Origin of the sequence: Nocardia carnea NBRC 14403 (genome assembly GCF_000308515.1) — a bacterium.
Taxonomy (GTDB): Bacteria; Actinomycetota; Actinomycetes; order Mycobacteriales; family Mycobacteriaceae; genus Nocardia; species Nocardia carnea.
Genome location: NZ_BAFV01000116.1, coordinates 18,920 through 30,733, shown reverse-complemented (window position 1 = coordinate 30,733; position 11,814 = coordinate 18,920). Strand labels below are relative to the sequence as shown.

The following is an 11,814-nucleotide window of genomic DNA, read 5'->3' as shown; positions in this document are numbered from 1 at the left end:
AGCGGATCTCGGCCCCCGGAACCTCGCCCGGTTCAGTTCGCGGCCAGGCTCTGCCGGATCTTGTACTTCTGCACCTTGCCGCTGGGGCTGCGGGGGAAGTCGTCGACCACATGGACCTCCTGCGGCCACTTCTGTTTCGCCAGCCCGGCGTCGGCGAAGTAGGCACACAGATCCTCGAGCGACGGTGCGGTCGTGCCGGGTTGTAGCCGCAGTACTGCCGCGACATGTTCGCCCAGTCGCACGTCCGGGGCGGCGACCGCGACTGCTTCGGTCACTCCGGGCACCGTCAGCAACACCTCTTCGACCTCGAGCGCGCTGATGTTCTCCCCGCCGCGGATGATCAGGTCCGTCGTACGGTCGGTGATGGTGAGGTAGCCGTCGGCGTCGAGGGTGCCGATATCGCCGGTGTGGTACCAGCCCTCCTCGTCGAACGCGGCCGCGGTCAGGGTGTCGTCGAGATATCCCAGGCACAGATCCGGTCCGCGGCTGAGGATCTCGCCGTCTTCGGACAACCGGAGTTCGACACCGGGTTGCGGAGCACCGTCGGTGTAGATCCGTTTGGCTTCTGGCGCGGTCCAGTGGGAGGCGGTCATCGACGGGTGCTCGGTGCTGCCATAGGACCGGTAGACGGTCAGGCCCATGCCGGTCAGCCGCTCGGCCACCGGCGCGGCGACGGGCGCGCCGCCCATACCGAGATACTTCAGCCGGTCCAGGTGCGCACGGGTGCAGTCCGGATGATCGATGAGGCTGGTGACGTAGTAGGGCACACCGCCGCCCAGGCTGACACCGTAGGTGGTCATCACCTCCAGGATGCGCCCCGGATTCCAGACATCGGTGAGGTCGATGGAGACACCTTCCAGAACCGGGACGAGCAGGGCCGAGAGCATACCGATGAAATGGCCGATGGGTGCGGCGTTGATCAACGGCCCCAGATCGTCCGGAAAGCGTTGCGACATCATCCGGGTCTCACAGCCCAGCGTCCGGTGACTGTGGACGACTCCCTTGGGCACCCGGGTCGTACCGGAGGTGAAGGCGATCACCGCGGGCCCGGCGGGATCCACCTGTGCCACACCGGAAAAGGGCTCGTCGGCGAGCAGCGCCTCGAATCGGTGGCGAGGATCGCTTCCACCGACGACGCCCACGATCGGCACATCCGCGTATACCGCTGGGTCGTACACCAGGTTCCCGAAACGGTCGGCACCGAAGAACGCCTTGGGCCGCACCGTCTGCACGATATGGCCGACTTCCCGCGAACCGTAACTGTGCACGATCGGCACCACGACCGTGCCCAGGAGCGAGGCTGCCCAGAACGCGGCCGCGGCCTCCATCCAGTTGGGTAGTTGAAGCGCGACGGTATCCCCGGGCTCCACACCGCGGTCCCGCAGGCCCGTGGCCAACCGGCGCGCCACCCGCTCGACATCCCGGAAGGTGCCGGTGAAGGGCCGGGTATCCGAATGCACGCGGAAGGCGCTATCCGGCGCGGAGGCGAGACCGTGGGCCAGTAGATCGCCCAGGCTGTCGCGGGTCCACCACCCTTGCTCTTCATACCGTCCGGCGAGGTCTGGGGGAATTGTGCGCATGGTGAACTCCAACCATCCGGCACGCGTGCGCCGGTGTCGTACGGCGGCATTGCCGGAGAACAAGGTCGCCGGAAGCCGGGGCGTCGGCTACGAGTGCGGGAAACGTGACTCTACTTCAGAGTAGAATCCCATTCTGCTTGTGGAGGCGGTTTCGACCGATTCGTACAGCCGCCGCCTGGATCACGGCGACGCCGCGACTGTCCCGTCCTCGTGAACCATCCAATGAACGAAGCGGTGCAGTGGATACATGGCATCGTGCGGGTTGCCGATCGTGCTGGGCCCCGCCTCCCCGAGACGGACGATGCGCTGCGCACCCCCGGCAGCGAGCCGATCGCGGAAATCCGGCATCCGGTCGAAGGGAAAGAAGCCGACGGTCTGGGTCGCGACGGTGACATGGCGGATCGCCGCGTCGAGCGATTCCACCGAGACCACGTTGACGGTTCTGCCGACCGGATGGAAATCGACCGGGGCGCCGGAGCGGATCACCGCGCCCGTTCCGTCTGTTGCACCCCATACCCAGAACTCGTCGTCGAGCAGCGCGAGGGTGCGGATCTCCTCCCTCAGCTCCGCGTCCAACGGCCGGTAGCCTCCGGATACGGTCGCGCGTTCGGCGATCCGCCGGTACAGCCGGTCGCAGAATCGGTCCGCTTGCTCCTCGTCCGCCTCCAGGAAAACGAACCGGCTCGCGACACAAGCGTCCTGGTTCAGCACCATGACATCGCCGGCAGCGAGCCCGGCGGCGTGCTCGAGCGCCGCCTCGGTCTCGAAGGCTTGCCGGCCGACCATGGATATCGACGTTTTCGGGTCGAACGACACCAGCTGCAATCCCGGACCGAGATACTTGACGACATTGTCGATGGCGTCGCCGCCGCCCCACGCAACGATCTTGTCGAAATACTGTGGGCGAAAGAGCACCCGCTCGACTGCCGCGTCCCCGCCGCGCCAGTAGATGGCCGACATCGACCGCACCACCGGGTGCTCCGGATCGATATCCGCCATGGCTCGCAGGATCGCCACCGTGGTGAACGGATCGCTGGACGACATCTTGAACAGGTTGATCGCCTTGACCAGCGCCCCCTGTGCGATGGACTTCACCGCCTGCCCGGGTGAATTCCCGGGCAGTACGTGGACCAACCGGGGCGCGAAAGCCCGGACGAAGCTTTTGCGACCGAGGAAGTCCTGTTTGGGGATCCATTCGTCGAGCGCTTTCGGATCGGGGAAGTTCTGCTCGACGACCGCGTGCAGCACCTGCTTGTCCAGGTAGGCGGCGGCGCCTGTCACCTGGGCCTCCAGTAGCGCGCGGGGCAAGGTGTGGGTTGCCGACATACGGTCGATGCAGTCACGGACGAAGGGATTGCGTGGGTCGCGGATCCGCCGTCCGGCCTCCACCAGGAAGTCGACGATCTCGTCCAGCGCTACATCGAGCAGCGGCGGAACCTCACTTCGGGGAGCGACCACACGGTCCATGGCGAGTTCGGGCGTCGCGAAGGACACCCCCAGATCCCGTGACCGGTGTACGGCGGCAGCGCCTTCGACCACCTCGCCGCGGAAGAAGAACGGCGCGGACAACGCCGTGTCGGCGGCCTGCTGCGATTCGATGGCGGTCATACGAGCCCCCGGACATAGGCGTCGGCGGTACCGGCGCACGCAATCTTGTCGTCGCCGGCCATATCGGCGTAGCGGACGATGGAGTCGGCGATCGACGCCCCCTTGTTGCCGCAGGTGCACGGCCCGAAGTCGACGACGATCCGATCTCCGGTGATGATTCCGCCCCAGCGGCCGTCGAGCGAAAGGTCGAAGAAGGCGGCCCGCCCTTCCACTTCGCCCCGGCCGCGGGACACCAGGGTTTCGCCCGCGTCGTCGAGTACGAAGGGCACCACCCACGGCGGAATGTGATAGCGATTTCCGCCCCGGCACTTCGGCATGCCGGAATTGAGCTCCTGCATGGAATAGTTCTGGAACTCCCGGCCGGGTGGGATGTTGAACGTCTCGTACACGAATTGCCGGTAATCGGAAGGTAGTTGGGCCCGTTTGAGGCCGCCGCCCACATAGATGCAGTTGTCGGGATGGAAATCGGCGGACCCGAAACCGCGCTCCCGGACCAGCGCCGCGACCTGGTACAGGGTGCTCCACATCCCCGAGACGTAGAGCTTTTCCGCGCGGTGTTCGATCATCGCCTCCGCGCCGGCGATCAGCGCTCGGTCGAGTTCGGCCTGGCGCTGCGCCGACGTCCGCTCATAGGCGGCCAGCTCGTCCGGTGACGCGGTGCCGTCGGCGATCATGCGGCGTAGCCGCACCTGGCCGGTCATCGCCTCGACTGTGAGAGGTGATACCGGCAATCGGAACGCATCCTTCTCCGGATCGCCGTACGCCTGTTGCTGGGCTTTACCGATGACGATGTTCTTGGGCACCGACGCCGTCAGGCCGATTCCCATCATTCGCCTGTCCCGGGCCGGTGGAACACCGGAGCCCCAGGCGAAGAGATTGACGGTGTCTCGGCGTGACCACGCCATATCGGCCTCGGAGGCGAGCAGCATGGCGGGTTTCCCGGTTGTCCCGCTGGAACAGGACACATAGTGGCCCGCCTGGTGCAGCCGCTCGATCCACTGATCGATGCCGGGAATATCCGCTGTCTCGATCGTGGCGATCGGATGGGAGGACAGTGTTCCCAGCCATTTGCCGAGCCGGTCCCATCGGTGCGCGGTCAGGAAGCTCTCCGGGTAGCTCTTGTAGACCGAGTGTGGAAACAACAGCGCGACCATGTCCTCGAACCGGCAGATCTCGGTGATGCCTGCTTCGTCCGCGCGGTGTTTCAGTAGACCGATCCGATCGCGCCGCCCCTCGAACCGCTCGTTCAGTGCCGCGATCTGCAGCTCATGCAGCTCGGCAGCAGAGTGATCGAACCGGTTCGGGTCGTCGGCAAGTTCGGTCAGTTGTTCTATGGCCGGAATCATGGGCCACCCTTCGAGAATCACGTACCCCTGCGATTTAATAGCACCTGTCAGGTGTCATTAATGTAGCACCCCGCTCGACACCCATGGACCGAATACGATGAACTGACGTCTGTGGAGACGACGAGCGAAGGGCGCGATCGGCCGCGGGGAGCCGGACGTCCGACACAGGAACAAGCCCGTGCGCGACAGGTGGAACTACTGGACACCGCATTGGACCTGTTCCTCGAACGAGGCTACGAGCAGACCACGATCGAGCTGATCGCCACTCGGGTCCATATGGCCAAGCGCACCGTCTACGCCCGCTACACCGACAAGGCTGCCCTGTTCCTCGCCGCCGTCCGGCGCGCGATCGAAGCACAGGCCGTACCACGAGAAGTGCTGGAGAGCTTGGACAACGGCGATCTCGCCGAAACACTGGAGGCGGTCGCGCGACTCCGGATCGATCAGGCCATGACCCCGAACGGTCGCCGGCTGCACCGGATCCTCGCTCTGGAAAACGTGCGTTTCCCCGAAATCTTCACCCTCAGCACCACATTGAACACAGGACCGGTCGTCGCGTTCGTCGCCGAGGTATTGGACCGCGCCGCGGCGGCCGGACAGATCACCACCACCGATACCGACCTCGCCGCGCGCGCGTTCATGAGCATGGTCGTCGGCACCCAGGTACGCAGTATCGAAGCCGGTCGCGCGCCGAGTGCCGCACAACTCGACCAGCGCGTGCAGTTCATGGTGCGGTTACTACTCGACGGCCTGCGGCCGCGCTGAAACCTTACCGGCACAACCGTTCGGAGAGTTCCCACAACTGCGCCGCCCGATCGGCGTCCACCGCATAGCCTGCAATATCGAGCTGGGTAGCACAGTCCGCGAAGTACACGCCGTCGAGGCCGAGCGGCTCCGGATGCGCCGCCGCCCACACCTGGGTCGCGGCACCTTCCTGCGGTGTGCGAACACCGTGATCGGGACGGGACCGGCCAGGCGTTTTCGCCCGGGCAACGGGAACCGAGGCAATATCCGCGCGGGTCATATGACGGGCCAGCCGGGTGGCAACCCGGCCCGGATGTACCGCGCAGACGCGAATTCCGTCATCGCGCAGCCGCCGGTCGAGTTCGACGGCATGCAGGATGTTGGCGGTTTTGGACGCACCGTAGGCCAGGAACTTGTCGTAGTCCCGTTTCTCCCATTGCGAATCGGCAAGGTCGACGTCGGCGAGCCGGTACCCCTCCGAGGCGAGGTTGACGATTCTGGCCCCGTCGGCCGCACGCAGCCGGTCGAGGAGCAGTCGGGTGAGTTCGAAGTGACCCAGATGGTTGGTGCCGATCTGCACTTCGAACCCGTCGGCCGTGCGGGCGAACGGTGTGAACATCACTCCGGCGTTGTTCATGAGCACATGAATTGCCGGTGCGAGTTCGGCAATCCGCGCGGCGGCGACCCGGATCCCGTCCAGCGAAGCCAGATCCAGGACGACGGTCGACAGCCGCGCCGAGGGAATTTCCCGGCGAATCTCGGCAGCAGCTGCCTCGAGGGCATCGTCACGCCTGGCGGTCAGGACGACGTGGGCCCCGGCGCCGGCGAGGGCGCGAGCGGATTCCCGGCCGAGGCCGGCGGAGGCCCCGGTGATCACACAGGTGCGGCCGGTCAAGTCCAATCCGGAAACGATCCCCTCGGCGGTAGGCCGCACACCGGGCCCCGGGCTGTCGGCGGTGGGCGGAATCGTCATCAGCACTCCGATCCAGGTGGTGCGGGAATACATACCGCGCCGACGGAGCGGAACGGCCTCGCAAAATAAGTATACTTTAGCGTATATTATACCCTGGCCGGACGATAGGCTGCCCATATGGTGGAGACGAGACGCGGCCGACCCACACAGGCCGAGGCCAAGAAGCTGAACCAGGCGGTCCGCGAGGCCGCGGTCGCCACGTTCCTGGAGTCCGGCTACGACGGCGCGACGATGGAGGCCATCGCCCGGAAGGCCGGGATCACGAAACGTTCACTGTACGCGCGCTACCCGGACAAACGCTCCGTGTTCGCCGATGTCATTCCGTGGGCGCTGTCGAAATACGACTCCCCCGAGGATGCTCCCGCCGTCGACGACAAGGACCTGGAGACAGCGCTGCTCGAGATCGGCCGGGTGGCCCTCGACCGCGCACTCGACCCGGAGAATGTCCGCCTGATGCGGATCGCGATGAACGAGTCGGCCAGGTTCCCGGAATTCGCGGTCAGCACGGATTCGATGATGTGGTCCGGGCGGCAGCGGGCGGTTGTCCGAGTACTGCGTCGCGGCACCACCGAGGGCACTGTCGACGTCGAGGATATCGAGACGGCCGCCGAACATTTCCTCGCAATGGTGGAACTGGTTCCGGGCAGGATGGCCGATTTCGGACTCTTCCGGTCGAAGCAACAAGAGGAACGCCACCTCCGGCATGCCGTCCGGCTGTTCCTCCGCGGTGCGACGCCGCGCTGAAGCATGGCTCGAAAACAATCACTTCCTCGCCGTCCGGGCCCTATGCTAAAAGTATACGGGATCGGATACTTATAACGGAGCCGACTCTCCGGCACCCGCCGTTCCGGCCGCTCCGCAACGAGGGAGAACTCATGACTCCATCCGCCTCCACGCTGCCACCGCCACCGGACGACGTGACGCGCATCGGCACCCTCGCGTACTTCCACAGCCCGGCCCACCAGCCCCTGCGGCCGCGCCTGGCGGTGCTGGGGATCAGCATGGACGATGCAGTGAACGCGGCAGGCGGGCGGATATTCGATCTCTCGATGGCCGGCTGGGAGGTTACGGTGGTCGCCGGCGATCTGGGCAATCCACGCCCGGCCTGGATCCTGGGCGCACGAGCACTCGACCTGGATTCCGTGCTCGCCCATCGGCACCGGGGGCCACAGCCGCAGGCAGTAGCGATCTCGGCGGCACTGATAACCACCGAGGCCCGGCTACGCGGACGAGTCCAGGAGTGCCTCGACCGCGGGCTGATCGAGGTCTCGATCTGGGGACGCCGGTACGCCGAGGAAGCCGTCGGCCGAACCGAATCCACCACCCACCGGCTCAGTCACGCCGCCCGCGCTTTCAAACGACAGGCGCTGCGGGACGTCCGCGGCGAGGCCGAGGCCGTAGCAGCCACCGAGGATTTCCGCACCGGCCTCGCCTCGCGGCGCCTACCGCACGGCCGCGACCTGGCCCGCACCGGACGGCTGGTCCGGTGACGAGCGAGGTCGTGAACAGCTACGGAATCGACGATGACGAGGCCGAGTTCGTCGCCACGGTCCGTGATTTCGTCGACCGTGAGGTCGAACCGGTGGCACACGGGCTCGAACAGGCCGACATCTACCCGGAGCGGTTGATCGAGCAGATGAAGCGGATCGGGATATATGGTTTGGCGATCCCGGCACCGTGGGGCGACGGCAAGGTCTCCACGACCTGCTATTCCCTGGTCACCGAGGAACTCTCCCGCGGCTGGATGAGCCTGGCCGGGGCGATGGGAGGCCATACGGTCGTAGCGAAACTGCTGCTGGATTACGGAACCGCCGAGCAGCGGGATCGCTATCTGCCGCGACTGGCGACCGGCGAACTACGGGCGACGATGGCACTGACGGAGCCGGGCGGCGGCTCGGACCTGCAGGCCCTGCGCACCGTGGCCCGCCGCGACGGTGACACCTATGTCGTGAACGGATCGAAGACGTGGATCAGCAACGCACGCAGATCCGGGCTGGTGGCATTGCTGTGCAAGACCGATCCGGCGGCGGTCCCGGCACACCGCGGCATCAGCGTTCTACTGGCGGAACCCGGGCCCGGGTTCGCCGTCTCCCGGGATCTCCCCAAGCTCGGATACAAAGGCGTGGAAAGCTGTGAACTCGCCTTCGACGATTTCCGGGTCCCCGCCGACGCACTCCTCGGGGGCACCGAGGGCCGGGGATTCGGGCAGATGATGCGCGGACTCGAGATCGGGCGTATCCAAGTGGCCTCCCGCGCCCTCGGGGTGGGTTCCACCCGTATCGGCTCGGAGGTAGCCGCCGCAGCAGCACAGCGCGTGGTACCGGCCGTTCTGGAATTGGGTGGCAAATCCCCGCAGATCGTCTTCGCCGACGCCGATCTGGATATCGCGGCGGAATTCGTCACCAGGGCGATCCTGCAGAACGCCAGACAGACCTGTTCGGCGGGTTCACGTCTACTCGTGGAGGAATCGGTCCACGACGCATTGGTGGACAAGGTGATCCAGCGCTTCGCCCGGGTCACCCTCGGTCGCGGCCGGGACGATCCCGGGCTCGGACCGCTGATCTCCCGCAAACAACAAACGAGGGTCGCCACAATGGTAGACGGGCTCACCCAGGGCGAAATCCTCTGCGGTGGCGCCGTTCCCGCCGGCGATCACCTGTCCGAAGGCTGCTACTTCCCACCGACGCTCATCGACGGGGTCGATCCGGCGGCCACCATCGCACAGGAGGAAATCTTCGGACCGGTGCTCACCGTCAACACATTCACCGACGACGACCAAGCACTCGCGCTGGCCAACGGCACCGAGTACGCCCTGCTGGCAGCGCTGTGGACCCGGGACCTCTCCCGCGCGCACCGGCTGGCGGCCGAAGTCGTCGCCGGACAGGTCTACGTCAACACCTACGGTGCCGGCGGCGGTGTCGAATTGCCGTTCGGCGGGTTCCGGAAATCCGGGTACGGCAGGGAGAAGGGCCTTGCGGCCCTCGACGCGGTCACGGCAACCAAAACCGTAGTGGTGAAACTGTCACGCCCCCACCGGTTCTGGTCGCCCCTCGCGCCGATCGGCTGCCTCCGCCGGTCCGAGAAGCATGACGCACAACAATGTCAGGAGATGTTCCGATGACGGAAACAGTGGCTTTGAGCCCCGAACTGGGAGCCGAACTGATCGATGCCGGCGATCTACTGTCCGATACCACGGTCGCCCGGATCCGCGAGGCGATCAAGTGGCGCGGCGTACTGCTGATTCGCGGTGCCCACCTCGACGACTCGGCTCAGCTCGAACTGAGCCGCAAACTGGGCACCGTGCTGGCGCCCGGCGGCCGGGAGATCTTCACTGTTTCGCTGGATCCCGCCAAGAACCCCACCGCCGAATACCTCGAGGGAACCTTCTGCTGGCATATCGACGACACCACGAACCGGGTACCCGCAAAGGCCACCATGCTCACCGCACGGCACGTCGCAATGGTCGGCGGCGGTACCGAATTCGCCAGCACCTACGCCGCCTACGAGAACCTGCCCGAGAGCGAACGCAAACGTTGTGCGGGCCTGCGGGTGGTGCACAGCCTCGAGGCGGCGCAGCGCGCGGTGCACCCCGACCCCACCGAACAGCAACTCGCCCAGTGGCGCCGGATCCCCACCCACGAGAGCGCGCTGGTATGGCGGCGCCGCGACGGCCGGCGCTCGCTGGTCATCGGCGCCACCGCGGACCATATCGTCGGTATGGCGCCGGATCGTAGCCGCGAACTCCTCGACGAACTCCTGGAGTGGTCCACCCAGCACCGTTTCCGCTACACCCACGAATGGTCGGCCGGTGACCTGGTGATCTGGGACAACACCGGCATGCTGCACCGGGCCCTGCCCTACGATCCGGCCTCCGAGCGGACCATGCACCGCACGACGCTCGCCGGCGACGAGGCCTGGAATTAAGCCCCGGCCCGGGGCCGCCACCCACTACAGGCAGGAAAGCCGTCCATGAACCAGGACACCTACGACAAGGGTCGCCGGATCCGCACCCAGGTGCTCGGCGCGGACTACGTCCGTAACGCCGCCGGCGACGATTTCAGCCGGCCGCTGCAGGACCTCGTCACCGAGTATTGCTGGGGAGCGGTATGGGGGCGCGATGGACTTTCGCCGAAAACGCGTTCCATGCTCAACCTCGCCATGCTCTCGGTACTCAACCGGCCGCACGAATTGCGCACCCACGTCGAAGCAGCCCTCAACAACGGGGTGACCCGCGACGAGATCCGTGAGGTACTGCTGCAGGTCGCCGTTTACGCCGGTGTACCGGCTGCGGTCGACGGTTTCCGGATCGCCCGGGAAGCATTCGCCGAGACGGACAACGACTAGTGGGCACCGTGGACATCGGCTTGATCGGGCTGGGCAACATGGGGTTCCCGATGGCCGCCCGGCTGCGGGAAACCGGGCACCGGCTCGTAGTGTTCGACGCCCGCGCCGAATCGATCGACCGTGCGGTCGCGCTCGGCGCCGCCGCCGCGACCTCCCCCGCGGACGTGGCCGACCGCGCCGAGACGGTGCTGACCAGCCTGCCGACACCACAGGCAGCCCTGGAAGTCGCCACCGGACGCGAGGGCGTCATTCACGGTTCCCGGATCCGCCGGCTCGTCGAACTCTCCACCATCGGCCCGCATACCGCCCGGCAGCTGGCGGCACTGCTGGCCGATCGCGGGATCGCCATGCTGGACTGTCCCGTGAGCGGCGGTGTCGCGGGAGCTCGTCACGGCACCCTTGCCCTCATGGCGTCGGGGCCGGCGGACGAATATTCCTCCGTCACGCCACTTCTCGAGATGTTGGGCCGGCCGTATCTCGTGGCCACCGAGCCCGGTGCCGGCCAGACGATGAAGTTGATCAACAATCTGATGGCCGCCGCCACCCTGGCCGCCACGGCCGAAGTGCTGGTCATGGGCGTGAAGGCCGGCCTGGACCCCACCGTCATGATCGATGTACTCAACGCCGGCTCGGGCGCGACCCATGCCAGCCGGGACAAATTCCCGCGCTCGGTGCTGCCCCGCACCTTCGACTTCGGCTTCGCCACGGGGCTCATGACCAAGGACGTCCGGCTCTACCTAGAGGAGGCCGCGAAGCTCGGCACTCCCACCGAACTCGCCGAAACGGTCGCCCGGAGCTGGGAGGCGACCACCGAATCCGAGGGCCCGGACTCGGACTTCACGACCATTGTGAAACCGTTCGAGGCGGCCGCCGGTGTGATCGTCGACGGAAGGCGCGACCGCCGCACCTAGGCAGATCGTCTCCGCACCACCTCGGCTCAACGGGCGCGCACGTGGCTCGACCGAGCCGGCACACCTTGCGATCGTGCTGCGTGCCCGAGTCGGCGGACGACTGCCGAGTCGGACACGGGTCGGTTCGACCCGGATCCGGTGCGATAGCGTCGCTCTCACTCACGGATTCTCCGCGGTACGGCCTGTCACCGTCGCTCGAGACGGCGCCGGAATGCGTCGGAAAACTCCTCGCTGATCGCGATAACGAGCCGAGGTTTCCTGCATCCCCGGCACAGAATTCGCTATCGGTAAAAGCACCGCCGAGCCGG

General features: G+C 66.4%; 11 protein-coding genes. 7 read left to right on the top strand and 4 right to left on the bottom strand.

Going from position 1 to position 11,814, the window contains the following annotated elements; genetic code table 11:
* Window positions 1–32: 32 nt before the first annotated feature.
* The 3 genes from ON22_RS28935 to ON22_RS28925 form a co-directional block, all read right to left on the bottom strand.
* On the bottom strand, window positions 33–1,580 hold the full coding sequence (locus ON22_RS28935) for an AMP-binding protein (protein WP_033245762.1): 1,548 nt from the start codon (window positions 1,578–1,580) through the stop codon (window positions 33–35).
* A 180-nt stretch (window positions 1,581–1,760) separates the two neighbouring features.
* Window positions 1,761–3,188, bottom strand: a complete 1,428-nt coding sequence (locus ON22_RS28930; protein WP_033245515.1) for an acyl-CoA reductase — start codon at window positions 3,186–3,188, stop codon at window positions 1,761–1,763.
* Window positions 3,185–4,534, bottom strand: coding sequence for a hypothetical protein (locus ON22_RS28925; RefSeq protein WP_033245516.1), 1,350 nt, complete (start codon window positions 4,532–4,534; stop codon window positions 3,185–3,187). The genes ON22_RS28930 and ON22_RS28925 overlap by 4 nt, the downstream gene beginning before the upstream one ends.
* 189 nt (window positions 4,535–4,723) lie before the next feature.
* Here ON22_RS28925 and ON22_RS28920 point away from each other — a divergent pair, with 189 nt between their 5' ends.
* Window positions 4,724–5,299, top strand: coding sequence for a TetR/AcrR family transcriptional regulator (locus ON22_RS28920; RefSeq protein WP_231508669.1), 576 nt, complete (start codon window positions 4,724–4,726; stop codon window positions 5,297–5,299).
* 4 nt (window positions 5,300–5,303) lie between these two features.
* On the opposite strand, the gene ON22_RS28915 is transcribed toward ON22_RS28920, so the two are convergent.
* Window positions 5,304–6,251, bottom strand: a complete 948-nt coding sequence (locus tag ON22_RS28915) for an SDR family NAD(P)-dependent oxidoreductase (RefSeq protein WP_051158236.1) — start codon at window positions 6,249–6,251, stop codon at window positions 5,304–5,306.
* A gap of 117 nt (window positions 6,252–6,368) precedes the next feature.
* On the opposite strand from ON22_RS28915, the gene ON22_RS28910 reads away from it, so the two are divergent.
* The 6 genes from ON22_RS28910 to ON22_RS28880 all read left to right on the top strand — a co-directional run bounded on the left by ON22_RS28910 (window position 6,369) and on the right by ON22_RS28880 (window position 11,506).
* Window positions 6,369–6,995, top strand: coding sequence for a TetR/AcrR family transcriptional regulator (locus tag ON22_RS28910; protein ID WP_033245518.1), 627 nt, complete (start codon window positions 6,369–6,371; stop codon window positions 6,993–6,995).
* Between the two features lie 131 nt (window positions 6,996–7,126).
* Window positions 7,127–7,741 carry a hypothetical protein gene (locus ON22_RS28905; RefSeq protein WP_156052355.1) on the top strand — a complete coding sequence of 205 codons (615 nt, stop codon included), beginning with the start codon at window positions 7,127–7,129 and terminating at the stop codon, window positions 7,739–7,741.
* 26 nt (window positions 7,742–7,767) lie between these two features.
* Entirely contained in the window at window positions 7,768–9,372 is a 1,605-nt protein-coding gene (locus ON22_RS36420; RefSeq protein ID WP_086007828.1) for an aldehyde dehydrogenase family protein, read from the top strand.
* Window positions 9,369–10,175, top strand: a complete 807-nt coding sequence (locus ON22_RS28890) for a TauD/TfdA dioxygenase family protein (protein ID WP_033245520.1) — start codon at window positions 9,369–9,371, stop codon at window positions 10,173–10,175. The genes ON22_RS36420 and ON22_RS28890 overlap by 4 nt, the downstream gene beginning before the upstream one ends.
* Before the next feature lie 45 nt (window positions 10,176–10,220).
* Window positions 10,221–10,595, top strand: a complete 375-nt coding sequence (locus ON22_RS28885; protein WP_033245521.1) for a carboxymuconolactone decarboxylase family protein — start codon at window positions 10,221–10,223, stop codon at window positions 10,593–10,595.
* 8 nt (window positions 10,596–10,603) lie between these two features.
* A complete protein-coding gene (locus ON22_RS28880) occupies window positions 10,604–11,506 on the top strand; it encodes an NAD(P)-dependent oxidoreductase (protein ID WP_033245765.1) in 903 nt (300 codons plus the stop codon).
* Window positions 11,507–11,814 lie beyond the last annotated feature (308 nt).

Coding starts and splice junctions, on each gene's coding strand:
- ON22_RS28935 (WP_033245762.1), bottom strand. CDS start 1,580: ATGCGCACAATTCCCCCAGACCTCGCCGGACGGTATGAAGAGCAAGGG.
- ON22_RS28885 (WP_033245521.1), top strand. CDS start 10,221: ATGAACCAGGACACCTACGACAAGGGTCGCCGGATCCGCACCCAGGTG.
- ON22_RS28910 (WP_033245518.1), top strand. CDS start 6,369: ATGGTGGAGACGAGACGCGGCCGACCCACACAGGCCGAGGCCAAGAAG.
- ON22_RS28930 (WP_033245515.1), bottom strand. CDS start 3,188: ATGACCGCCATCGAATCGCAGCAGGCCGCCGACACGGCGTTGTCCGCG.
- ON22_RS28925 (WP_033245516.1), bottom strand. CDS start 4,534: ATGATTCCGGCCATAGAACAACTGACCGAACTTGCCGACGACCCGAAC.
- ON22_RS28905 (WP_156052355.1), top strand. CDS start 7,127: ATGACTCCATCCGCCTCCACGCTGCCACCGCCACCGGACGACGTGACG.
- ON22_RS28890 (WP_033245520.1), top strand. CDS start 9,369: ATGACGGAAACAGTGGCTTTGAGCCCCGAACTGGGAGCCGAACTGATC.
- ON22_RS28915 (WP_051158236.1), bottom strand. CDS start 6,251: ATGACGATTCCGCCCACCGCCGACAGCCCGGGGCCCGGTGTGCGGCCT.